This window comes from Mucilaginibacter calamicampi (assembly GCF_042676765.1).
GTDB classification, from domain to species: Bacteria; Bacteroidota; Bacteroidia; order Sphingobacteriales; family Sphingobacteriaceae; genus Mucilaginibacter; species Mucilaginibacter calamicampi.
Genome location: NZ_JBHTHU010000002.1, coordinates 165592 through 189555 on the forward strand (window position 1 = coordinate 165592; position 23964 = coordinate 189555).

Genomic DNA, 23964 nt, shown 5'->3' on the forward strand with positions numbered 1-23964 from the left:
AACCAAAACCTTACGCTATATCCGTTGTTAACTAATTACTATGGCAACAAGAACGTTAACACCCACAATACAGGATTATAAATCGCTTCCGTTAAAGGAGGATGAGATCAATCTGAACTGGCCGGAGCGGTATATTTCTATCGCTGTAGGCGTTAAAATGACATTTTCGGGCTTGAAGGGGCTTTTTAAAAGTCCGCTTTTTAGCTTGTTCAAATTGGGCGCCGGCAGCTATTTGCTCAACCGTGGCATAAGTGGTCATTGCGATATTTATGAATCTATCGGCAAAAATAGTCAAGAGCCTGTTGACGTCACCATTAAATCGGCATTTGTTATTGATAAGCCCCGTAAAGAGGTTTACAACTTTTGGCGCAAGCTGGATAACCTCCCTCTGTTTATGAACCACCTGGAAAGTGTAGAGGAAGTAGACGACACCCGCTCACACTGGGTATTACGATTGCCTACAGGTGTGGGTACCGTAAGCTGGGATGCCCAAATAGTAAAAGATAAGCCAGGCGAAGTGATTGGCTGGAGTTCTCTGCCCGACTCAATAATTGATAATGCGGGCAAGGTGTTCTTTAGAGATGCTGCCGACGGAAAAGGAACTATTGTTGATGTGATCATCAGCTATCAGCCGCCTGCGGGAGGATTGGGCGCCGGCGTGGCCCATGTGCTAAACCCTGTATTTAAAAATATGGTTGATACCGATGTACGTAATTTTAAACAATACATGGATATTGATACCAGTTTAAAGCCTGTGCACCGCAACGGCACGGCCAATCATAAGGTAGGGGTTAAAAGCTAAACACAAACATTACGCTCACACAAATTGCATCAAAAAGGCCCCGAAAACGGGGCCTTTTATTTATCTCTGAAATCAAAAAAACTAATCTTTACTGCCCCTTCCGCACCGTATCCACATAAACAAATTTTTCCTTCAAAATCGCGTTAAGATTTGGGTCGCTTTTTTTGCCCGAATAGTTAATTACTACCCCATTCAGGCCAAGACGTATAACAAACTTACAACGCATGTCCAGGTTTTCATCATCAGAAGAAAAAACAAGCAGTAATTTACGCGGATTGATATTTGATGTGAGCGTATGGGTAATAGCATCTATCATGCTGGTTTGTTCAATGCCCTTAAAGTCAACTATTGCCTGGCTTGCGTCGTTTCCGGTAGTGCTAAAATCAAAAAGCAGGTAGTCGGCAGCAACCTCTAATGAGGTGAGTGTTTTTACATCAAATGAATTCACCGGAGGTACGACTATAGCAAGTTCAAATTTTTCGGCATGTAAAGCCCCCGCTAATTTTTTTATGTAGGTTAAATATCGCGATGTATCCTGAGCGTTTACATCACCAAAATTAAGCGCCACTCCACTTGCCGATAGCTCTTTTAAGTTGCTGATCAAAGCGTTGGTGCTTTTAGCTTGTTGCGTAGCGCTGCTTATGATAGCGTTAACGGCAACTTTATCTAAATTTTGGCTGATGTAGATATGGCTGCTATCGCGCTTGGCAGAAGTTAATACCGATTGCCAGTTTTTTAGTGTTGGTTCTTCCGCAAGCTTTTCTGCAAATACGTTTACAGCATAAACTTTTGTTTTTACTAAACCGGATACTTGCTGTGCGGGAGTGTCATCAATCTTCATCATCCCCCAAATCTGTCCTCTGGTTCTGGTTACTAAAGAATCAACTCCGTCATTTTCATTATTGTTTTGGGCGTTGCGACAGGATGCAAGCACGCTAAAGGCAAGGCAAATTCCTATCCAGTATCTTTTCGTTATCATTAATTTTAAGTTTTAAATATTGGTGCGGCTAAAATAGTACAATTTGCTACAACAAAAAAGGCTCCCCGAAAACCGGAAAGCCTTTTTACGCTACGCCATGCCTTAATACTATTTTACTGCGCCCTCCCGCTCTCCTCAGCGGCGCTTCCGTCAGAGCGCTTGCGGTCTTTCATGGTTTTGCCAAAGCGGTAGCTAAAACTGATTCCGACATATCTAAAATCGCGCTTAAACACGGCATAGTCAGTACCTGTGCGAATGTCAGATAGTGCCCGGGTTGCCGAGTTGTAAAATAGATCGCGGCCATAAAGTTTAACAGAGCCGCTTCCATTAAGCACTGTTTTTGAAAGTCCTACGGAAACATTTCCCGTGGGCAATTCCACCGATAGCAGCTCGGGCCTGCTTTTTGAAATATAATTGCCGGTAAGTTCGGCGCTAACACTTTTGCTAATGGTAAACTGGTTACCAACATTCAGCTGGAATTGGGTAATTGATGTTTGAATTTGCCAGTCTTTGTAGCCACTAAATTTTTTATAATTAACAGACCCTGAAGCAGTAGCCGACCACCACGCGGCCATTTCAAATTGTGTAGCTACCGATAAGCCTATGTTTTGTACATTATTTACGTTTATAGTATTTACAAGTACCTGCGGCCCGGTTGTACCCAGCGACGAGCCCGCCATATAATTTTTTGTGGTATTGTATGATAGGGTGGTAATAATTTTATCTTTCCACGAATGGCTAAGATCAAAGTTCCAGCTAAACTGTGGCTTCAGATCCGCATTCCCTCCCTCTAAAGTGTAGTTATTTAAAAACAGTAAAAACGGATTTAAGGTTTTAAAGGTTTGCCTGTCTATACGACGCCCTGCCGCCAGGGTAAACGAGTTAACCGAATCAACCTTATAACTTAGGGTTGATGATGGGAAAAGACTACCGTAATTAGTGGTAAACGAATTATTTCTGCCGGCTAAGTTATCAGTGATCTGCGATGTATACTGCGAATTTTCATACCTTAAACCCAGTTGCGCGTTTATTTTTTGGCCCGTAATATTCAAATTAGAGTACAACGCGTAAATATGCTCGTTATAAAAATAACGGTAACTGTTTGAAAGGTCTTTAGATTGCAGCGCGCCATCGTAATTTCTATAGTCTGATATATTATCCGTATTGCTTCTGGATAATTTTACGCCGGTTTCAAAGCGTTTGTTCTTATCCAGCTGCAGGCTGTAATCGGCCTTGCCCGCGTAAATATTAATAGTTGTGGGGAAATGCACAATACTTCCCGTTAAATTGCCGCCGGGCGATAATTCCTGGTTTGTGGTGGTTTGATCGTTATAGGCATTATATTTCAAAGCATCTACATCAACAGAAAAATGCTGCGTTTGGCTTAACTCACTGTTAAAATTTAAGCTTGCGCCAATGTTTTTTAAACCGTCTACAAAATTATTGCTTAGCGAATTGGTTGAAATTACCTTACCCGTATTGTCCAGCCATTTAGCCTCCGCGTAACCGGGGTGATCCCTGTCAAAAGTTGATGCGCTCAAGGTTAAGCCAACACTGCTTTTATCAGATAGCTGGTAATCTGTACCGGTTCTGAGATCGGTGTTAACCTTTTTTACCTTTATGCGGGTCGTCATTTCTAACCTGCCGTAAGCTATGTAGTCTCGGGTGTCATAAACATCAGTATAATTATTATCTACGTTGGCCGAGTAATCAAAAAATGAGCTGAACCTGCCCGTTTTAAAGTTCAGATTAATAAAATCAGCCGTCTTAAAATATTTACCCTGATTACCTGAAACGCTAACATTGCCGTTGAACCCATTTTGTCCGTTCTTTTTGGTTATTATATTGATAATGCCCGCGTTCCCGCTGGCATCATACTTGGCAGATGGATTGAAGATCAACTCCACCTGTTGTATTTGTGATGAACTTATGCCGCTAAGTCTGTTAAGCAGGTCTTCGCCGGACAAATAGATCTGCCTGCCATCTATCAGTACCAGCACCTTTGCTTTTCCGCGCAGGCTGATGGTTCCGCTTTTATCAACAGACACACCCGGTAATCTTGGTAAAAACTCTTGTACGTTAGTTCCCGCGTTTGAAATGCTGCTGCCTGCATTAACTACCATTTTGCCGGGTTGCATCTCTAAAAACATGCGTTTGCCACTAATATTAACCTCTTTCAAATCAATTGAAGCCGCTGAAAGGTTAATGGTAGCAGCCATAATTTTGCCTGGTAAAGTATAAGCGGCGGTTAGTCCGTCATTATAACCCATTAGCTGCGTTGCAAAACGGTAATCGCCCGGTATATCTATCCTGAATTTTACCTCGCCGTTTTGATCGGTAACGTCAGTTTTAACAAGCTTATCATCGGGAGCCTGTAATTGCATTACAACAACATTTTCAAGCGGTTGCATTTTGTCGTTCAGCACTGTAATGGTATACACATTATTAGCGCTTTGGGCATGTATTTGTAACACAAAAAATAGCAATGCAACAACAAACACCAGGGTTTTGACAAAACGAGGTAGCGGCATATTAATAATTGCTAGCTTAGGCAGGCAGTGTTTAAGTAATAACAAGTTTTTGTAAATGATAACGTAACTGGCTGTGCAGCATATACAATGCTACTTTTATTACTCTAAAGTAACAAAACAACCTGATTTGGAAATAGCGTTAGGAAAAATAAAATGCGGCTTACGCCCTATTTTGTTGTCGCTCAGAAATGAGCCTAAACAAAAAAAGCTCCCCGAATTCTCGGGAAGCCTTATAGATCTGCGAAATCACCTTAAACCGGTGAAATCAAAATAATTTATTTTACTGCGTCAACAACTGCTTTAAAAGCGTCAGGGTTGTTCATAGCTAAATCAGCTAATACCTTACGGTTTAAACCGATGTTTTTAGCATTTAACTTACCCATTAATTGTGAGTAAGAGATACCATACTGACGTGCACCTGCGTTGATACGTTGTATCCAAAGCGCGCGGAATTCGCGTTTTTTGGTCTTACGGTCGCGGTAAGCATATTGTAAACCTTTTTCTACTGTGTTTTTAGCAATGGTGTAAACCTTGCTGCGTGAACCCCAATAACCTTTGGCGAGGTTCATGATCCTTTTCCTGCGTCTTCTGGACGCTACGGCGTTAACTGAACGTGGCATTTTTTGTTGTTTTTGGTAGTGAGTGCCGTATTAACGAACTTTAATACTCTAATACCTGGTTAATTAATTTGTTAATTACTTTCCGATTGCAAGCATACGTTTTACGTTACCCATATCAGCATCAGATACTAATGTAGTGTGGGTAAGATTACGCTTACGTTTAGTGCTCATCTTGGTTAAGATGTGGCTTTTAAAAGCGCTCTTTCTTGCAATTTTACCGGTTCCAGTAAGCTTAAAACGCTTTTTAGCACTGGAATTGGTTTTCATTTTTGGCATGTCGTTATTTATTTTTGTTAGTTACAGGCGTTTCTCAACGCTTTATCTTTGTTAAACGTTTTACGTAATACGTTCAACGTTTTTACTTTCTTTCTTTTTGACTAACACGTACAACGTAAAACGTCTAACGTATAACCAACCTATTTTTTGGCGGCCTTAGGGGCAACGGTTAAAAACATCCGTTTTCCTTCCAGCTTTGGTAATTGCTCTACTTTGCCTACTTCTTCTAAAGCTTGTGCAAAACGCAGCAGCAATATTTCGCCCTGCTCCTTGTAAACAATTGCACGGCCTTTAAAGTGCACGTAAGCTCTTACTTTTTCGCCTGCTTCTAAAAACTTGGTTGCATGCTTCAATTTAAAATCAAAGTCATGGTCATCCGTGTTCGGCCCGAAGCGTATTTCTTTAATAACCGTTTGTTTGGCGTTGCTTTTTATCTCTTTAAGCTTCTTCTTCTGCTCGTAAATAAACTTATTATAGTCTGTTACTTTACAAACCGGCGGAACAGCGTTTGGAGATATCTCAACCAGATCCAACTCTTGCTCTTCAGCTATCGCTAAAGCGTCTTTTAACGCATAAACACCCGTTTCTACATTATCGCCTACCAAACGAACTTCGGCAGCTCTGATAAATTGATTAATGTTGTGTTCAGCTTCTTTCTTCTTGAAAGGAAGCCTTGGTCCTCTGTTGAATGGTTTGTTTAATGCCAAGTTATACGGTTATTTCTTTTATTATTTGTTTTTTTAAATCTTCTACACTCATACTTCCCAGATCGCCTTGTCCATGTCTGCGAACAGAAACCTCACCTTGCTCGGCCTCTTTTTCACCAACTATCAGCATATATGGGATCTTTTTGACTTCAGCATCGCGTATTTTGCGACCTATCTTTTCATCCCTAAAGTCAATTAGCCCGCAAATATCGGAATCTTTTAACTCATCTGAAAGTTTTTTTGCATAATCTTCATACTTTTCTGAGATAGGCAATATAATAAACTGCTCCGGCGACAACCACAGCGGGAAATTACCTGCGCAATGCTCAATCAATACTGCAACAAAGCGCTCCATAGAGCCAAACGGCGCACGGTGGATCATTACCGGGCGATGCTTCTGATTATCGCTGCCTGTATACTCCAACTCGAAGCGCTCGGGCAGGTTATAATCTACCTGGATGGTGCCCAATTGCCATTTACGGCCAATGGCATCCTTTACCATAAAATCAAGCTTGGGGCCATAGAATGCAGCCTCGCCTAACTCAACTACAGTTTTTAAACCTTTCTCCTCTGCAGCTTCAATAATAGCGGATTCTGCCAGGGCCCAGTTTTCATCACTACCTATGTATTTAGCTTTATTTTCAGGATCGCGTAATGAGATCTGAGCAGTATAGTCTTCAAACCCTAAGGCACCAAACACATACAATACCAGGTCGATAACTTTTTTAAATTCATCCTTAACCTGGTCAGGGCGACAGAATAAGTGCGCGTCATCCTGCGTAAAGCCACGCACACGGGTTAAACCATGCAGCTCGCCGCTTTGCTCGTAACGGTAAACGGTACCAAACTCTGCCAACCTAACGGGAAGATCTTTGTAAGAGCGCGGTTTTGTTTTATAGATCTCGCAGTGGTGCGGGCAGTTCATCGGTTTTAAAAAGAACTCCTCCCCCTCCTGCGGGGTTTTTATGGGCTGAAACGAATCGGCACCATATTTTTCATAGTGGCCCGAGGTTACATACAGATTTTTATGACCGATGTGCGGTGTAATTACCTGCTCATACCCTGCCTTAATCTGTGCTTTTTGCAAAAAGTTAGTCAACCGTTCGCGCAAGGCAGTGCCTTTTGGTAACCACAACGGTAAACCCATGCCCACCTTTTCTGAGAAGGCAAACAGCTCCAACTCCTTACCTAATTTACGGTGATCACGCTTTTTGGCTTCCTCTAAAACACGCAGATATTCAGTCAGTTCGCTTGCTTTAGGGAAAGTAACACCGTAGATACGGGTAAGCTGCTTTCTGCTCTCGTCGCCGCGCCAGTAGGCACCTGCAACACTCATCAGTTTAACCGCCTTTACAAAGCCTGTGTTGGGAATGTGCGGCCCGCGGCACAGGTCAGTAAAGTTACCTTGTGTATAAAAAGTGATGGCACCATCGGGCAGGTCTTTAATCAGATCCAGCTTGTACTCATCCCCTTTTTCTGTAAAATAAGCTATCGCATCGGCTTTGCTAACGGGTTTTCGGGTAAACTCCTCCTTAGCCTTAGCCAACTCCAATATTTTATCTTCTATCTTTTTAAACTCTTCTGATGAGAAAACCTTGTCGCCAAAATCTACATCATAGTAAAAGCCGGTCTCAATTGCGGGGCCGATACCGAATTTGGTACCCGGATACAAAGCCTCCAAAGCTTCGGCCATTAAGTGGGCGGATGAATGCCAAAAGGTTGATTTGCCTTTAACATCGTTCCACGTTAATAATTTAACCTGCGAGTCTTTTTCAATAGCGCGGCTGGCATCCCAAACCTCGCCATCAACTTCGGCTGCTAATACGTTTCGTGCTAAACCTTCAGAGATAGACAGCGCTATCTGCATAGAAGTAGTTCCCTGTTCGTACTCACGAACGGAACCGTCGGGTAGTGTAATCTTGATCATCTACAAACATGATTTGGGCAGCCCCTCTCCAACCTCTCCCCGGAAGGGAAAGGCTTTTTAAAACCACCCGGTTTAAAACTTTACTTTTTTAGTCGATCGCCTACTAATGCGATCTTAATTTTATGATGCGAATTTAGGAATTTTTTTGATAAGGTGAAGTGTTGATATTGTCGTATTAAGGCAATATCACTTATATTGCATTACATATAAACCCTTATGACCAACCCACTCATTACAAAAAAGCAAATAAACCTTGGTGTTAAAGTATGCGATTGCTTTTTTAGCTGCGCAGGCCTTTTACTAATGCTATATTTTCTTAATGGCTCTATTCCGCCTAACGCGGCGCTTGTGTTGGGCATAATTGTAATAGCAGCGGCCATAATATTATTAATTGCATGGAACTATCATGCCGACAACGAGGATTTTCCGTATGCAGTTCTTCACGCCTGGTTGGTTGGCGTAATACGTTATAGCGTAGCTTATACCGTAGCAACTTATGGTTTTGCTAAAATATTAAAAACGCAGTTTGCCGTAATGTACTCGCGTAATGATACCCCCGTAGGCAGCCTCAGCGGTTTTGAACTCACCTGGAATTACTTTGGCTATTCGTATAAACTGGCTATAATTTTAGCGGTATTGCAAATTGGTGGCGCCATATTATTGCTGTTTAGGCGCACTACCTTACTGGGTTTGTTTGTGCTTATGCCTGTAATGCTAAACATTGTGCTTATTAATGCATTTTACAGCATAGCGGTAGGCGCGTTTTTAGTGTCTGTAATACTTACCGCCGCGTTAACCTACTTACTTGTACTCAACCGCGAGCCAATTATTCGCCTATTTTTTAATACCGCCAATAATTTACCGGCGCTGCAATTCTCTTTTTTCAAATGGGTGATAAGAGTAGTCGTCATAGCATTATCCTTTTTTACTATATACAGGTATATTATGTACGAAAAGCCAATTGATTTTGTTGGAAAATGGAAGGTTGAAAAACTGGAGCGAAACGGGCAATTTGTTAATGAAAATGCCTGGGTTACCGATAGTACCGCCTGGAAATGCATTTACATAGAGGAACATGGCGGGATAGCTTTATCGCCAAACCCGTACGTTTTTGAACCGGCACGAGCTCAACGCGCCATGTATAAATATGATGAGAAGGCACACAAATTAAACCTCACCATTTTTGGAAAAAGTAAAGCTGTGGATTCCATGGCGGTGATGATCATTAAAAAAGACAAACAACACATGCAATGGGTGGGAACCAAGGGTAACAATCAGTTTAAAATGTACTTAGTTAAAACCCCGGCAAGTACACATTAAATATCCTTTAAAGTATTAAAACCAGTTACCCCCGCAATATGTATTACCTTTATGGGGAGCAAAATTGAAGTTATTCAAGGAGACATTACAAAAGTAAAAGCCGATGCGATTGTAAATGCGGCAAATACCAGTCTGCTTGGCGGTGGCGGTGTTGACGGGGCTATTCACCGGGCGGGTGGTAAAGGCATTTTAGAGGATTGCTACAAGATACGCGAAAGGCAGGGCGGCTGCAAAACCGGCGAAGCCGTAATTACCACAGGCGGCAATTTGCCCGCCAAATATGTTATACATACCGTTGGCCCGGTGTGGAGCAAAAGTAATGACCAAAAGGCCCGGCATTTACTGGCCAATGCTTACAGCAACAGTTTAAAAGTAGCAGTTGAAAATGGTGTTGAAACTATTGCCTTCCCCAATATAAGCACAGGCATCTATCACTTTCCAAAATCCGAAGCAGCGGTAATTGCCGTGGCTACGGTTAAATATTTTTTAAATGCCAACCAACAGGTAAAAAAAGTAATTTTTGTGTGTTTTGATGATGAGAATTACCGGTTGTACCAATCGCTTTTAACAAACGATCAATAACGCTCAAGCCTTTTCCTTTTCCATCTGAAGCTCCAAAAGCGCTTTTGCCTAACCCGGCTTTTCCAGTTATCAAACTTACCGCCAACCATTGCTGCTCCGCCAAACGCTAATAGGTAGATCATCACAATTACAAAAATTGCCACTGTATAATACATCCAATTTTCCATAGCTCCCTGTTCTTATGTGTAAATTTTAATGCAAGCATCATGCCCCCATTTTAAATTATCACTATAAGGAATAATTTTACAAACCAATTAAGCCAGCTTCTCCTTATAATTTTCGCGTACGTGCTGGTTAATGTAGGTAGTAAGCCCCTCTCCTTTTTTGGCTAAGGTTTGCATTTGGGCGATGTGTTTTTTGCCTGTACTTGCAGCAGTATACAGGTAAACCGAGCCATCGCGAAATTTTACAATTATTTCATCGGGCATAATTTGATAAGCTATTACCCCTGTGTTTTTTTCTGCTGATTGATAGCGTTGCATATAAAACAATCAGCAAATTGATTGCCAATAAATAAATCCGGAATTAAAAATTAATGATGTTGGAAGATTGAAAAAAAGCAATGGGCCGTGCGATTCCTTCCCCGGGGAAGGAGGAGGAAGGGGTTTTGCCAATTTGTTAACCCCTTCCCGCCAATTCACAAGCAGCCGCACCCTTCCCCAAGGAAGGAGTTTTGATGATAACAAATTTCTCGAATACTATTAACTGAAAATCCGCAATCAGCTAAACATTCCCCCATCCATGCGCCAGTACATCTGCCAGGTGCATAGTTTTAATAGAAAGGCTGTTTTTATCGATATAGCTTTGCAAGTGCATCAGGCATGATGCATCAGTAGAAATAATGTAATCGGCACCCGCCTCTATAGCAAAATCAACCTTTTGCTGGGCCATGGCGGCTGATATGGCATCAAATTTAACCGCGAAGGTACCGCCGAAGCCACAACAGGTTTCACCTTGTTGTAGTTCAACCAATTCTAAACCCAGTACTTTTGATAAAAGTTGCCTCGGCTCTTCTTTGATCTTGCACTCGCGTAGCGCGGAGCAACTGTCATGATAAACAGCCCTGCCCTCCAGCTCAGCGCCGAAGCTGTCGTAATGAATTATATTCACCAAAAAGTCTGACAGTTCAAAAATATTACCCTGTACTGCTCGGCAATGGTTATGCACGGTGGTGTTGGTAAACAGATCGTTATAATAATTTTTGACCATGCCGGTGCATGATGCAGATGGCGTAACTATCACGCTGTCTTCTGAAAAACCATCTAAAAATTTGCGCCCTACGGTTTTGGCTTCGTCCCAAAAACCCGCGTTAAATGCAGGCTGACCGCAACAGGTTTGCTCTGGGTTATAATGCACTTCGCAACCCGCCTTCTCCAATAATTTAACAGTATTAAATGCAGTATCCGGAAAAAGCTGATCTATAAAGCAGGGAATAAACAATTCGGTTTTCATCGGCGGCTAATTTCAGAAAAAGTTTTGAGTAAGTGATTATTTATCCATTGTCCTGGTTAAATTGTAAACATTTAAAATGTTTTGCGTCGATATTCGTCTACATCAATATGTATTCAACCTTACTAACTTTACACTCACTAACCCGCTGGCCGGTTTTAGGCAGCTTGCTATTTGCCCTATTTTGGGCCTACAGGGGTTGGTTGTTAAACAAAGAGTTTACCACATTTGATGACCGGGTTAGAACGATTGCCACCAGTTTTGCGCATATACAGTTTGTGCTGGGCCTATGCCTTTACTTTATTAGCCCTATAGTATCCTACTTTCTGCATAATTTTGGTACGGCAGTACACGAGCGCGTAATACGTTTTTTTGGGATGGAACACGTTACCATGATGATTATAGCAGTAGGCATTATCACCGTTGGCTCAGGTAAGGCAAAACGACTAAAAACCGATAAAGAGAAATTTAAAACCATGGCTGTTTGGTTTACCATAGCGCTGCTGGTTATTCTCAGTTCCATCCCCTGGTCGTTTTCGCCGTTGATAAGCAGGCCAAATTTCAGGTGGTTTTAATGTTAAAATAGTTTTGGTTGAGGTGTAAGGGCTTACCCCTCCCCGCGCTTTGTTGCGAGGATTATAATATCTTAGCCTTTTCACATTGACAATTTTCACTTATGAAGAAAATAATAGCCCTTCTACTGCTCCATATCATCGTTACCCACGTCCATGCCCAAACATTCACCAACCCGCTCATGCCATCGGGCGCCGATCCCTGGAATATTTATAAAGATGGCTACTACTATTATACCCAAACAACCGGGCGTAACCTAACCATTTGGAAAACTAAAGATCTGACCGAATTAGGATCAGCGCAGAAAACTGTGGTATGGACGCCGCCTGCAGGTACTAGTTATAGTAAAGAACTTTGGGCACCCGAGCTGCACTTTTTACAGGGCAAATGGTATATGTATTTTGCCGCCGATGATGGCGTTAACGATCATCACCGCATGTATGTAATTGAAAATCCGTCGGCCGACCCTACCCAGGGTGCCTGGACATTTAAAGGCGCTGTAAGCGATGCCACAAATAAATGGGCCATTGATGCCACCATATTGGAGCAGAAAGGCAAAATGTTTATGTTGTGGTCTGGCTGGGAAGGCGACAAAAATGGCATGCAGAGTATCTACATTGCGCAAATGAGCAATCCCTGGACGATAAGCAGCAAGCGGGTACGCCTCTCCAGCCCTACCTACAGTTGGGAAAATAACAGCGGTATAGGCGTATTGGTAAATGAGGGTCCGGAGATAATAAAGCATGACAATAAAATATTCCTTATTTACTCAGCAAGCGGTTGCTGGACGGATTTTTATGCTTTAGGGATGTTGAGCGCTTCTGTAAATGCTGATCTGCTGGATAGTCTCTCATGGAAAAAATCACCTCAGCCCCTGTTTTCGCAAAACCCTGAAAATAAGATCTACGCGCCCGGCCATAATTCGTTCTTTAAATCGCCGGATGGCAAGGAAGACTGGATCTTGTACCATGCTAACGCCAATCCGGGGGACGGCTGCGGAGGTAAACGTGCGCCACGAGCCCAAAAATTCACTTGGAACAAAGACGGAACACCCAATTTTGGCATACCATTAAAAGACGGCGTTGCTATGCAAAAGCCTTCGGGCACAAAGTAAAATGCTGTTGCAGCTGCAACACTTTTTTCGGGTATTTTCGCCATTTTTCAATTAGTTGATAATAAGGAATTTACAGCAAATTTATACTTAAATTTCCTGACGAATATGTGTGTTGCAAAGTGTTGCATGTTTAAACTTACAATACTTCTAAATAACTAATAATCAATTACATGCAAAAAACGCTGTTGCAAGTGTTGCAAAGTGTTGCCTATATCTTTGCAACACCTATCGCGTAAGTTTTACTTAAATATACCACTCAATCTTTGTTAACTAATCTTTAATCTCTACGCACTAATCGCTAATTTAGCAGCCTTATAAAAAAGGGAGACAGCATTGGATTACTTAGCGGGATTGAATACCGAACAACGGGCAGCGGTACAGCAAATACACGGGCCGGTAATGATTATTGCCGGCGCCGGTTCGGGCAAAACAAGGGTTATTACTTACCGGGTGGCACACCTTATTGCCAGCGGAGTTGATCCGTTTAATATACTGGTGCTAACCTTTACCAACAAGGCCGCGCGCGAAATGCGCGAGCGTATAATGCATTTGGTGGGCCCTGAAGCTAAGAACATCTGGATGGGCACCTTTCACTCGGTTTTTGCCAAACTATTACGTGTAGAGGCTGACAAAATTGGTTACCCAAACAATTTTACCATATATGATACCGATGATAGCAAGAGCGTATTGCGTGCTATTTTAAAAGAAATGAACCTTGACGACAAGCTGTACAGTGTAAATTTTGTATTGAACAGGGTATCAGCAGCAAAAAACAACCTGGTATCGTGGCAGGAATATCAAAACAATGAGCAGATCCAGGCCGACGATTTCTCCAGCGGTCGCGGCATGCTGGGTAAGATCTACGAGACCTATGTTAACCGCTGCTTCCGCGCCGGCGCCATGGATTTTGACGACCTGCTTTTTAAAACCAACGAACTGCTGAAGCTATTTCCCGAAACGCTTAACAAATATCAGCATAAGTTTAAATACCTTATGGTGGATGAGTATCAGGATACCAACTTTTCGCAATACCTTATCGTAAAGAAACTTGCGGCCGTTAACGAGAATATTTGTGTAGTGGGCGATGATGCGCAGAGTATCTACGCCTTCCGTGGTGCCAATATCCAAAACATACTCAACTTTGAGAAGGATTATCCAGACCTGAAGATATTTAAGCTGGAACAGAATTACCGCTCTACCCAAAATATTGTAAATGTTGCCAACAGCATCATAGCCAATAACAAGGAGCAGCTTAAAAAGAACGTTTTTTCTGAAAAAGAAACAGGCGACCGTATTAAGGTTATGCGTGCATTCAGCGATAACGAAGAAGGTAAGATAGTTGCTGAAGGCATTATGCAGGAACGCAGCACCAAAGGCCTTAAATGGCATGATTTTGCCATACTATACCGCACCAACGCGCAATCGCGCTCTATGGAGGAGGCCCTGCGAAAGTTGGGCATCCCTTATAAAATATATGGGGGCCTCTCCTTCTATCAGCGTAAGGAGATAAAGGATCTGATAGCTTACTTCAGGTTAACTTTCAATCCTAACGATGAGGAAGCGTTAAAGCGTGTTATTAACTACCCTAAACGTGGTATAGGTGATACTACGGTAGACAGGATCATTGTAGCGGCAGATAAACATCAGCTTAGTCCCTTTGAAATTATACTGGAAGCCCCACGCTACCTAGAAAAAGCACCCGCACAGCTAATGGCGTTTGCTACCATGATACAAAGCTTTCAGGTGCTAACTAAAACACAGTCGGCTTATGAGGCAGCTTTGTATATTGCGCAGCACTCCGGGCTGTTAAAAGACCTTTACGAGGATAAATCTGTTGAAGGGCTTAACCGTTACGAGAACATTCAGGAATTGTTGAACGGTATAAAAGAATTCAGCGAGCGCGAGGATCTGGAGGAGAAAGGACTTGACGTTTTTATGCAGGATATAGCCCTGCTTACCAACGATGACAACGACAAGAACAAAGATGCTGATACAGTATCTTTGATGACAATACACTCATCAAAAGGTTTGGAATTTCCACAGGTATATGTGGTTGGTTTAGAAGAGAATTTATTTCCGTCGCAGATGTCGCTTAACTCCCGCAGTGATCTGGAGGAAGAACGCCGGCTTTTCTATGTAGCTATTACCCGGGCAGAAACAAAACTATCGATTAGCTACGCCACATCACGCTTTAAATTTGGCACATTGATAAGCTGCGAACCAAGTCGTTTTTTGGATGAGATAGACGCGCAATACCTGGAGCTTGATTTTACAGCTAAGCCAGCCGCCAATAGCAAATCAGATTATGATGATGAGCGTACGGCATGGGGGCGCAGTGATGCTTTTTCAAAACCTAAACCCAAAACTACAACGAGCGCGCCTGTTAAAACCACATCAATACTGGCAAAGGCGCATGTGCCATCGGCTAATTTTAAGCCATCAGATACGTCAAACCTGCAAGTAGGTATGGAAGTAGAACATGAACGCTTTGGCTTTGGCAAAGTGATTAGTTTGGAGGGCAACAAGCCCGATATAAAGGCTACTATTTTCTTTAAAGAAATTGGGCAAAAGCAATTGCTTTTAAAGTTTGCCAAGCTAGCAATTGTAACCAATAATTAATCAATTACCCAACTTTTGTAGAAGCAATTCCCCAATTTTAAACCCCAGCTACAAAGTTTGTTACTTTTCGGCTTTAATATGCCTTATAATTAAAATGGCATACGTTTTGGTTTCGTATTAATAACCCAATTTTTTTCACAATTAAAAAAATACGACCATGAACGAAAATTTGAAGAAGAAAACCAACAAAACTGTAGGCAAAAACATTCGCGCATTTCGCCATCAAAATGGCTGGAGCCAGGAAGATGTGGCTAATAAACTTGGCATATCTATCCCCGCTTTTTCAAAAATAGAAACAGGTGTAACTGATATTAATCTTTCGCGCCTTGAACAGATTGCCAATATTTACGACGTGAACGTTGTACAGATATTATCAATGGACGCCGAGCAGCCTATTGAACAGCAGCCTTCAAATTTAAGTATCGTTCAAAAAAAGCTGCTTGACCGCGAATCAGAAATTGTAAACCTGCAACGTAAGGTTATTTTATTGTATGAAGAACTGCGTAACAGCAAAATAACTTCATAGTACAAATATTATAAGTTCTTCCCAACTAAAACTTATTGTCCGGCTTATTATGCTGCCCATGTTGCTGCATTAATTTGGCTTTGTTTTAGCATGTTAGTATTTGACATAGTTTGTGGAATAAATTTAATACAGCAAGATATGGCTAGTTATCTAATATCAACAAAGGCAAACGACGCAGCGAGTGCAGACACCATACACGATGCTGAAACCAAATTAAAGGTTAAGGCAATAAACTTGCTGAATTCTGTATTCACACCCAGTAAGGGCGAGGTAAGGTTTTTTGTGACAGCCGGCGATGAGAGAATAGCATTTGAAACACGCGGTTATCGCCGGCACAGGCACGATCTTATTTTACATATGATATCTTGGTATTGTGCCTACGCAGGGTGGGTGGAAATTGCTACCATACATCCTAAATTCCCAAACTAATAATTTAACCTTTAAACGGCGCCATGGTCAGTGTCATGTAGCATATCACTCATTTCAATAATCTTATCGTCAATTTCAGATACGCACTTTCCCATCAGGTCTATACATTCCGACTTATCAACCAATCCTTCGTTTTCCAGGTTCATAAGGCCTTTAAGCGTAGCAATGGGGCCACGTATCTGATGTGATAGATAAGATGAGTATTCTGAGAGCTTTCTGTTTTTGGCCTGGAGATCTTTAGTTCTTTCATCAATTATCTCTTCCAAATGGTGATTTATCCGGTCAAGGTTATCCTTTTGTCTGGATACCTCTTCATTCAGCTCCTGGAGTTTTAAATTGGTAACGGCTTTGCGTCTTACGTTGGTAACCAACAAACCAACTACGATCAATAAAAGTGCTGCTACTAATGTAACAGACCAAAACTTTATCCGTGATTTCTCTTCGTTGGCCTGAACCTGCGCCGCTTGATTTGTACGTTCCTGCTCGGTTTGCAATAAATTTAAGCGGGTTGACTCTATAGCTTTATAATTAACGCTATCCCGCTGGTATATTTCTATAAGCTGGCTAAGCGCTTTTTCATAATTCTTTCGCTTTCGTTCAAGCTCATATCTGGAGTGCTTGTACTCATAAATATTTTTATTATTCTTAGCGCTGTCTATCAACATCGAGTAAGTTTCGCCCTCGTCAATATATTTCTCGGCATTGGCAAACTTATTCTGCGCGATGTAAATATCTGTGAGCGTCATGTTAATAGCAACTATAGAAGCATTCATGTCCATGCGCTTTGCTTTTGCATTAGCCTCCAGCAATAATTCCTCTGCCTTATTGTAATTACGTAGTTTGTAATAGATATCGCCCAGATTTTCAAGGCACTGTATAAGGTTAACAGAATCTTTAAGCTGTTTAAAAAGTTCAGAGCTTTTATTGTATGATGCTAGCGCGTTACTGTAGCGGTTTTGCCGGTTATAGATATTACCTTTATTTAACTGTAAAGAAGCTATCAGCTTTTTATCGCCATACTTGGTAGCAATAGCTTCTGCCTGGTTAAAAAACTTCAATGCATTATCATAATCAACAGTTTGATACAGGTTGCCTATATTATTATATACTTTGGCAATTCCGCGCTCGTCGTTAATTTTCTTAAACGCTTCTAAGGCGCTGAAATAAGAATTATACGCGCTATCGGGTTTATTCAGATAATATTGCCCTATCCCTTTTATCCGATAAGATTCGGCAACACCTGCGGTATACTTAAGATTCAAGGCTATCTTAAGCGCTCTATCAGCATCGATAACTGTTTCGCGGGGATTTGTAAAGCGATTAGCATAGCCGCTTTTGTTTAGTGCAATAACTTCACTGGTATCTTTTGATGTAACTTCCTTATTATTATAGCCGTATACAGTAGTTGTAAAGATTATAAAAATAAATAAGGCGTAAATTTTCTTCATTAAAGCACCTTTGCGGTTAATTATGGTGAAAGTTATAAATATTACATAAATATATTACTGTTTATATAAAAAATGTAATTATGAGTACTAAATTTTTTTTTAATTTTTCTTTGCAATTAATAAAACCTATATATATTTGCAATTGTTAACTATTTGAAAACCAGATATCTATGATGGCTTAAAAAAAAGAAAATTAAAGCTCATATTAAACAAAAATTAAAAATGTAAAAAATTTTTCGGGAAAGGTTTAAAAAGACAAAACCGACCGAGCGTGGAAATTTGGACCATTAATTAACTTATAATTAACACGAATAATTTATAGAATATTTTTTATAATAAAACAATATTAAATTTCACAATATGAAAAAGTTAATAATTTTAACAATTGCAATAATCTTATCTGGCACTGTATCATCACGGTCAAAAACAACTACCGTGCATGCAAATGCTACCGACTTTTCTGCAAGTTCTTATTCAGTAAAAAACGTTTTAGCTACCGCTGATTAAGTATTGTTTACAGTAAAATTCAATTGATAACTAATACAAATCTTAATTAAAATGAAAAAATTAACGCTGGCCGCTGTTATAGCCTTTGCACTAGGAACACTTTCGTTTTTTAACAATTCAGATTGCAAAAAATGTGATCAGGGATTAGCTAAGTCTGTAATGTTGGCGGGGAACGCTCACAACATTCTGGCAACCGCAGATTAATTTCATTTTAACTTATTAAAAAGCAAATAACTCATTAACAGACATATACAACATTTAACAATACTTATAATCATGAAAAAATTTATTATCGCAGTAGCAATCGTATTAACAACAGGTATCTCTTCATCATTTGCAAACACAACTACTGATAAACCAAACTTGGGTACTGCTGACAGAAATGCTGATAAACCAAACTTAGGTACTGCTGATAGAAACGCTGATAAACCAAACCTGGGTACTGCTGACAGAACTGATAAACCAAACTTAGGTACTGCCGATAGAACTGATAAACCAAACTTGGGTACTGCCGACAGAAACACTGACAAACCAAATTTAGGTACTGCCGATAGATTTTAATATTTCAATAACATCAACACATACACTTAATACCAACAATTTATATATAGAAATCATGAAAAAAACTATCATAATAGCAGCACTTCTACTTACTACAAGCATCGCTTCATTCGCAAACACTACTACTGACAAACCAAACTTAGGCACTGCTGATAGAACCGATAAACCAAATTTGGGTACTGCAGACAAAACTGACAAACCAAACTTAGGTACTGCCGATAGAACTGATAAACCAAACCTGGGTACTGCTGATAGAACTGATAAACCAAACTTAGGTACTGCCGATAGAACCGATAAACCAAACCTGGGTACTGCCGACAGATTTTAATATCTCAACCAATATCAACATATACACTTAACCTTACCACCAAAATTTTAAATATAGAAATCATGAAAAAAACTATCATAATAGCAGCACTTTTACTTACAACAAGCATCGCTTCATTTGCAAATACTACTACTGACAAACCGAACTTAGGTACTGCTGATAGAACTGACAAACCAAACTTAGGCACTGCTGATAGAACTGACAAACCAAACCTGGGCACTGCTGATAGAACTGATAAACCAAACTTAGGTACTGCTGACAGAACTGATAAACCAAACTTAGGCACTGCAGACAGGTTTGACAAACCAAACCTGGGTACTGCTGACAGATTTTAATCTACCGGGAATTATAACATGAAAAAGATAGCGATAATAGCCGTTTTATTACTTTCTACAGCGTTAACAGCTTTATCAATAAGCCGTAAAAGCGAACAATTGGATGTGAAATTGCAAAAAACAACGCTTGCGGAAAAAAGCCAGACTGTTGCTACAGCTAGCGTATTGGCGACTGCCGATTGATCAGTAACTTTGAATAATTATCATTTTTTTACTTAGCACCTGCCCCCCTACCTGCATGCTGTAAATATACACGCCAGGTGGAATTCCATTAAGCACAGCAACTGTTTCCTGATAACCGGCATTTTGGTATGCATCAAATAAATTTTTTACAAATTTGCCTTGTACGCTGTAAAGGTTAATCACTACCCTGCCAGCTTGAGATAAACTAAACCCGATACGGGTACGTGTGGAAGCAGGATTAGGATAATTCTGATTTAAACCGATCAACAACAACTTATCATCAATAGCCTGGTTAATGGCATCAAACCACACAAAACTAATTAGTTTATATCCCGCCTCATTAGGGTGCACAAAATCCTGATATAAATTAAAGTCGCGCCCCAGGGCCCTGTTTATATCTGCAAAATACACCTTATAGTCTCTAGCCAACCTTCTATACAGTCCGTTAATTTGGCCTACATATAAATTTGCTGTTTTAAGGCTTTGGCTGTTCTTGTCATTAAAAAATTGTATTGATCCTACTATCGGTATAAGGTTATTTTTTAGCGACGTTTCAATATAGTATCGCATATTGGCTTCAGTTTCACCTATGGTCATTGTTTTGTTGGCCAAAGCCAGTGCATCATTAGCACCTATTAATATTAAAACAAAACCTGTTTTACCGGCAATTGCGCCCGGAAATCTTTTTAAACCCTGCGTTGAAGTTTCGCCGGGGATAGCATCCTTAGTTACAGTAACTATAACACCAGTGTAGCAAGATTGTATATTGTTTTTTAAAAAATTTTGAAAAGAAAAGCCACCAACGCCATTAACAGTGCTGGCGCCAAACGTAGTAACATTAATACTATCCTTTGAATAAAAACGAGCAGCGGCGCTACAACTGGGTAGCTGTGCGTATGCTGTTAAATTAACAAAGCAAAATAAAATACAACAGTAAATTATCTTTCGATAATCCATTTAATCAATAATAAAAATCGGTTATAAACAAAGATATAAAAGCATTGCGGCTTTTTACTATTAGTACAACAGCCTTGCCACAATTAAGGCGAAGATTTACTTTAACATTAAAATACCTGCTATATTTGTTCAAATTTAATACCCTATGCAAACTATTAAGCAATATGTTGAGCAAAATAAAGAGCGCATGCTGAATGAGCTGTTTGACCTGCTTCGTTTTCCATCTGTTAGTGCCGACCCTGCTTTTAAGGCTGATGTGTTAAAAACTGCCGATTATGTGGCAGAAAAGCTACGCCAGGCAGGTGCTGATAATGTTGAAGTTTGCCCGACAGCAGGTTACCCAATAGTTTATGGCGAAAAACTGATTGACCCGGCCAAGCCAACAGTTTTGGTTTATGGACACTATGACGTTCAGCCTGCTGACCCGTTAGACCTTTGGAAAACGCCACCTTTTGAGCCTACTGTGCGTGATGGTAAAATATACGCCCGCGGTGCCTGCGATGATAAAGGCCAGTTTTATATGCATGTGAAAGCCTTTGAGCTGATGATGCAAACCGATACCCTGCCTTGCAATATAAAATTTATGATTGAGGGCGAGGAAGAAGTAGGATCTGCCAACCTGAGCATTTTTGTTAAAGCAAATAAAGAGCGCCTTGCGGCTGATGTAGTGCTGATATCTGATACCTCAATGATCAGCATGGAGCACCCATCGTTGGAGACCGGTTTACGTGGTCTGGCTTATCTGGAGGTTGAAGTTACCGGGCCTAACCGTGATCTGCACTCCGGCGTATATGGCGGTGCTGTGGCTAACCCGGCAACTATATTGGCTAAAATGATAGCATCCTTACATGATGATAATAATAAGGTGAACATACCAGGCTTTTATGATGATGTTTTAGAATTGACGGATACTGAGCGCGCAGAACTAAACGCTGCTCCTTATGACGAGCAGGAATATAAAAAGGACCTGGACGTTGTGGAGCTATGGGGCGAAAAAGGTTACAGTACCTTTGAACGCACCGGTACCCGCCCTACCCTTGAGGTTAATGGCATTTGGGGTGGTTATATTGGCGAAGGTGCAAAAACCGTTCTGCCATCAAAAGCGAGTGCGAAAATATCAATGCGGTTGGTGCCTAACCAAAGCTCAGAGAAGATAACACAATTATTTACAGAGCATTTTAACAAAATAGCGCCGCCTTATGTAAAAGTTAAGGTTACGCCGCATCATGGTGGTGAGCCGGTGGTTACGCCTACTGATAGCGTTGCCTATCGTGCTGCGCAGAAAGCTATAACTGAATCATTTGGTAAAGCGCCTATACCTACCCGTGGTGGCGGCAGTATACCTATTGTTGCTTTGTTTGAAGCTGAATTGGGCATAAAAACCGTGCTGATGGGCTTTGGTTTAGATAGCGATGCACTGCACTCGCCTAATGAGAAGTATGATATTTTTAACTACTACAAAGGCATTGAAACCATACCGCTTTTCCATAAGTATTTTGCGGAGTTGAGTGGGGAATAGTGAGTGCTTGCTGTTGCAGAAAAACAGGCAACACTTTGCAACACTTGCAACAGCATTTTTTGCAACTATTTGACTAATAATGGATTGTGATTATTATAAGTTTAAACATGCAACACTTTGCAACACCAATATCTTCACATTTTATGATACTATTTTCACATAATTTGTGTTAATACATTGTTAGTTAGGTAGTTATAAAATATTTTCTTATCGTATTTTTTTACTGGTCTCTGCAACACTTTTTAGGGCGCAATTTAGCTTCCAATCTGCCTCTGACGCGTTGCAGTTAAACACTCCATCGCTCACACCCTTGCAAAAATTCTTCATCAGCATCGGCACCTACACCCGGTGCGTTATCAATATCTAAAAAGTAGCCATCATACCTAACGCCGCCAACGCAGGGGTCCTGCAAATGGCCTATCATGCAGGTATCCATATCATAAAACTTAATATTGGGACTGGCGTACACAAAGTGCAGCTTGGCGCTTAGGGCAATACGGCTCTCTAACATGCCACCCATCATACAGGGGATGTGCTTTTCGGCAGCAGTATCATGTATCTGCTTCGCTTCAAATATTCCGCCCGATTTTGACATTTTGATATTGATATATTGGCATGATCCACTATTGATCTGCATGCGGGCGTCATGGTGGTTATACACACTCTCATCGGCCATTATTTTAACGGGAGATAGTTGCATCAACTCGGGCAGGCGATCATTATGCCAGGTGCGCATGGGCTGTTCGCAAAACTCTATATTGTACTCCCCTATTGCCTGCAAGGCATATACTGCTGCATCAAAGCTCCAGCCCTGGTTAGCATCAACCCTTATCCTAATATCTTTACCAAGGGTAAGCCTAATCATACGAATCCGCTCTACATCTTCTGTTGCCTTTTTACCCAGCTTTACTTTAATAATAGTTGCGCCGCTGCGTTTAAACGCCAATGCTTTTGCAGCCATATCGTCGGGTGTGCCCAGTCCTATGGTTATATCGGTTTCTACAGTGCGTTTCTGTCCCCCTAAAAACTTGTAAAGCGGCAGTTGCGCATTTTTGGCGGCAATATCATACAATGCCATATCAAAAGCACTTTTTATGGTGGTGTTGCCGGCAGTAAAATCATGCAGTTGTTGCAGGCGCGCGGGTATATCCAAGGCATCCTGCCCTTTCCACAGCCGTGCAAATTCACGGGCCATAGCCAGGCAAGTCTCCTGTGTTTCGCCCACTATCATCGGGAAGGCAGAGCACTCCCCTACGCCATAAAAGCCGGCATCCGTATGCACGCGTATAAAAACATTCTGTGCATAATCCATAGTGCCGGTAGCTATGGTAAACGGCTGCATGGGGATGCTGAAGCGGTATATATCGATGTGGGTGATCTTCATTGTAGTAAAGTTAAGAATTTCGGTTGTTGGAATATCGGATTTCGGATTTTCGATTTCGGATTTAAGAGTAATAAATATTCGAGGCATGGCTTGACAGCCAAAATATCTTTTCCCCTATCTATCTAACAAAAGAAATACGCTTTTTCTATCAATTTATAGTGTCCATCGCTATTGCTCAAGGATGACAAAACAGGATTTTAAATTTTTCCCTAGCCGTGCATTAAAATCCGAAATCGAACATCCGAAATCTGAAATCAAGCGCCTTGCTTATTTAAAAACAATTACGTT

27 protein-coding genes are annotated in these 23964 nt (G+C 41.0%); 15 read left to right on the forward strand and 12 right to left on the reverse strand.

Features of this window, described 5'->3' with window-relative positions; all coding sequences use genetic code 11:
* The first annotated feature begins 40 nt into the window (after positions 1 to 40).
* Positions 41 to 802 (forward strand): SRPBCC family protein, encoded by a 762-nt coding sequence (locus tag ACFQZS_RS04970; RefSeq protein WP_377097883.1) that lies wholly within the window; start codon positions 41 to 43, stop codon positions 800 to 802.
* Between the two features lie 88 nt (positions 803 to 890).
* Here ACFQZS_RS04970 and ACFQZS_RS04975 read toward each other — a convergent pair whose 3' ends face one another.
* The 6 genes from ACFQZS_RS04975 to thrS form a co-directional block, all read right to left on the reverse strand.
* Positions 891 to 1781, reverse strand: a complete 891-nt coding sequence (locus tag ACFQZS_RS04975) for a hypothetical protein (RefSeq protein ID WP_377097885.1) — start codon at positions 1779 to 1781, stop codon at positions 891 to 893.
* A gap of 113 nt (positions 1782 to 1894) precedes the next feature.
* Positions 1895 to 4312, reverse strand: coding sequence for an outer membrane beta-barrel protein (locus tag ACFQZS_RS04980; protein WP_377097887.1), 2418 nt, complete (start codon positions 4310 to 4312; stop codon positions 1895 to 1897).
* A gap of 275 nt (positions 4313 to 4587) precedes the next feature.
* Entirely contained in the window at positions 4588 to 4932 is a 345-nt protein-coding gene (gene rplT, locus ACFQZS_RS04985) for a 50S ribosomal protein L20 (protein WP_377097889.1), read from the reverse strand.
* A gap of 75 nt (positions 4933 to 5007) precedes the next feature.
* Positions 5008 to 5208: a 50S ribosomal protein L35 gene (gene rpmI, locus ACFQZS_RS04990; RefSeq protein WP_377097891.1), complete on the reverse strand. Its 201-nt coding sequence runs from the start codon at positions 5206 to 5208 to the stop codon at positions 5008 to 5010.
* 140 nt (positions 5209 to 5348) lie between these two features.
* Complete coding sequence (gene infC / locus ACFQZS_RS04995) at positions 5349 to 5915, reverse strand: translation initiation factor IF-3 (protein WP_377097893.1); 567 nt, start codon at positions 5913 to 5915, stop codon at positions 5349 to 5351.
* Position 5916: 1 nt separating this feature from the next.
* Positions 5917 to 7842, reverse strand: coding sequence for a threonine--tRNA ligase (gene thrS / locus ACFQZS_RS05000; RefSeq protein WP_377097895.1), 1926 nt, complete (start codon positions 7840 to 7842; stop codon positions 5917 to 5919).
* A gap of 216 nt (positions 7843 to 8058) precedes the next feature.
* On the opposite strand from thrS, the gene ACFQZS_RS05005 reads away from it, so the two are divergent.
* Together ACFQZS_RS05005 and ACFQZS_RS05010 are read left to right on the forward strand one after the other, a co-directional pair.
* Positions 8059 to 9162 carry a hypothetical protein gene (locus ACFQZS_RS05005; protein ID WP_377097897.1) on the forward strand — a complete coding sequence of 368 codons (1104 nt, stop codon included), beginning with the start codon at positions 8059 to 8061 and terminating at the stop codon, positions 9160 to 9162.
* Between the two features lie 51 nt (positions 9163 to 9213).
* Positions 9214 to 9744 carry an O-acetyl-ADP-ribose deacetylase gene (locus tag ACFQZS_RS05010; RefSeq protein WP_377097899.1) on the forward strand — a complete coding sequence of 177 codons (531 nt, stop codon included), beginning with the start codon at positions 9214 to 9216 and terminating at the stop codon, positions 9742 to 9744.
* Here ACFQZS_RS05010 and ACFQZS_RS05015 read toward each other — a convergent pair.
* The 3 genes from ACFQZS_RS05015 to ACFQZS_RS05025 form a co-directional block, all read right to left on the reverse strand.
* Entirely contained in the window at positions 9738 to 9911 is a 174-nt protein-coding gene (locus ACFQZS_RS05015) for a hypothetical protein (RefSeq protein ID WP_377097901.1), read from the reverse strand. The genes ACFQZS_RS05010 and ACFQZS_RS05015 overlap by 7 nt on opposite strands.
* An 87-nt stretch (positions 9912 to 9998) precedes the next feature.
* Positions 9999 to 10226: a hypothetical protein gene (locus ACFQZS_RS05020; RefSeq protein WP_377097903.1), complete on the reverse strand. Its 228-nt coding sequence runs from the start codon at positions 10224 to 10226 to the stop codon at positions 9999 to 10001.
* A gap of 241 nt (positions 10227 to 10467) precedes the next feature.
* Entirely contained in the window at positions 10468 to 11196 is a 729-nt protein-coding gene (locus tag ACFQZS_RS05025; RefSeq protein ID WP_377097905.1) for a (Fe-S)-binding protein, read from the reverse strand.
* Positions 11197 to 11303: 107 nt separating this feature from the next.
* On the opposite strand from ACFQZS_RS05025, the gene ACFQZS_RS05030 reads away from it, so the two are divergent.
* The 5 genes from ACFQZS_RS05030 to ACFQZS_RS05050 all read left to right on the forward strand — a co-directional run bounded on the left by ACFQZS_RS05030 (position 11304) and on the right by ACFQZS_RS05050 (position 16454).
* On the forward strand, positions 11304 to 11768 hold the full coding sequence (locus tag ACFQZS_RS05030) for a hypothetical protein (RefSeq protein WP_377097907.1): 465 nt from the start codon (positions 11304 to 11306) through the stop codon (positions 11766 to 11768).
* Between the two features lie 101 nt (positions 11769 to 11869).
* Entirely contained in the window at positions 11870 to 12880 is a 1011-nt protein-coding gene (locus tag ACFQZS_RS05035; protein WP_377097909.1) for a glycoside hydrolase family 43 protein, read from the forward strand.
* Positions 12881 to 13213: 333 nt separating this feature from the next.
* Positions 13214 to 15499 (forward strand): ATP-dependent helicase, encoded by a 2286-nt coding sequence (locus ACFQZS_RS05040; RefSeq protein WP_377097911.1) that lies wholly within the window; start codon positions 13214 to 13216, stop codon positions 15497 to 15499.
* A gap of 157 nt (positions 15500 to 15656) precedes the next feature.
* Positions 15657 to 16025: a helix-turn-helix domain-containing protein gene (locus ACFQZS_RS05045; protein WP_377097913.1), complete on the forward strand. Its 369-nt coding sequence runs from the start codon at positions 15657 to 15659 to the stop codon at positions 16023 to 16025.
* Positions 16026 to 16163: 138 nt separating this feature from the next.
* The gene (locus ACFQZS_RS05050) at positions 16164 to 16454 is read left to right on the forward strand and encodes a hypothetical protein (RefSeq protein ID WP_377097914.1); all 291 of its coding nucleotides are present in this window, start codon (positions 16164 to 16166) and stop codon (positions 16452 to 16454) included.
* Positions 16455 to 16465: 11 nt separating this feature from the next.
* On the opposite strand, the gene ACFQZS_RS05055 is transcribed toward ACFQZS_RS05050, so the two are convergent.
* The gene (locus ACFQZS_RS05055) at positions 16466 to 17902 is read right to left on the reverse strand and encodes a tetratricopeptide repeat protein (RefSeq protein WP_377097916.1); all 1437 of its coding nucleotides are present in this window, start codon (positions 17900 to 17902) and stop codon (positions 16466 to 16468) included.
* A gap of 360 nt (positions 17903 to 18262) precedes the next feature.
* Here ACFQZS_RS05055 and ACFQZS_RS05060 point away from each other — a divergent pair, with 360 nt between their 5' ends.
* The 6 genes from ACFQZS_RS05060 (at position 18263) to ACFQZS_RS05085 (ending at position 19816) form a co-directional block, all read left to right on the forward strand.
* Positions 18263 to 18409 carry a hypothetical protein gene (locus ACFQZS_RS05060; protein WP_377097918.1) on the forward strand — a complete coding sequence of 49 codons (147 nt, stop codon included), beginning with the start codon at positions 18263 to 18265 and terminating at the stop codon, positions 18407 to 18409.
* 51 nt (positions 18410 to 18460) lie between these two features.
* Positions 18461 to 18613: a hypothetical protein gene (locus ACFQZS_RS05065; protein ID WP_377097920.1), complete on the forward strand. Its 153-nt coding sequence runs from the start codon at positions 18461 to 18463 to the stop codon at positions 18611 to 18613.
* Between the two features lie 72 nt (positions 18614 to 18685).
* On the forward strand, positions 18686 to 18970 hold the full coding sequence (locus tag ACFQZS_RS05070; protein ID WP_377097921.1) for a hypothetical protein: 285 nt from the start codon (positions 18686 to 18688) through the stop codon (positions 18968 to 18970).
* 55 nt (positions 18971 to 19025) lie between these two features.
* Positions 19026 to 19298: a hypothetical protein gene (locus tag ACFQZS_RS05075; RefSeq protein WP_377097923.1), complete on the forward strand. Its 273-nt coding sequence runs from the start codon at positions 19026 to 19028 to the stop codon at positions 19296 to 19298.
* Between the two features lie 62 nt (positions 19299 to 19360).
* The gene (locus ACFQZS_RS05080) at positions 19361 to 19633 is read left to right on the forward strand and encodes a hypothetical protein (protein WP_377097925.1); all 273 of its coding nucleotides are present in this window, start codon (positions 19361 to 19363) and stop codon (positions 19631 to 19633) included.
* 18 nt (positions 19634 to 19651) lie between these two features.
* Complete coding sequence (locus ACFQZS_RS05085) at positions 19652 to 19816, forward strand: hypothetical protein (RefSeq protein ID WP_377097927.1); 165 nt, start codon at positions 19652 to 19654, stop codon at positions 19814 to 19816.
* Here the strand turns inward: ACFQZS_RS05085 and ACFQZS_RS05090 are convergent, their stop codons facing one another.
* Entirely contained in the window at positions 19817 to 20773 is a 957-nt protein-coding gene (locus tag ACFQZS_RS05090; protein ID WP_377097929.1) for a GDSL-type esterase/lipase family protein, read from the reverse strand. It abuts the gene before it with no gap.
* Between the two features lie 145 nt (positions 20774 to 20918).
* Between ACFQZS_RS05090 and ACFQZS_RS05095 the strand changes: the two genes are divergently transcribed.
* Positions 20919 to 22292 (forward strand): dipeptidase, encoded by a 1374-nt coding sequence (locus ACFQZS_RS05095; RefSeq protein WP_377097932.1) that lies wholly within the window; start codon positions 20919 to 20921, stop codon positions 22290 to 22292.
* A 286-nt stretch (positions 22293 to 22578) separates the two neighbouring features.
* Here the strand turns inward: ACFQZS_RS05095 and ACFQZS_RS05100 are convergent, their stop codons facing one another.
* Positions 22579 to 23676 carry a mandelate racemase/muconate lactonizing enzyme family protein gene (locus tag ACFQZS_RS05100; protein WP_377097934.1) on the reverse strand — a complete coding sequence of 366 codons (1098 nt, stop codon included), beginning with the start codon at positions 23674 to 23676 and terminating at the stop codon, positions 22579 to 22581.
* Positions 23677 to 23964 lie beyond the last annotated feature (288 nt).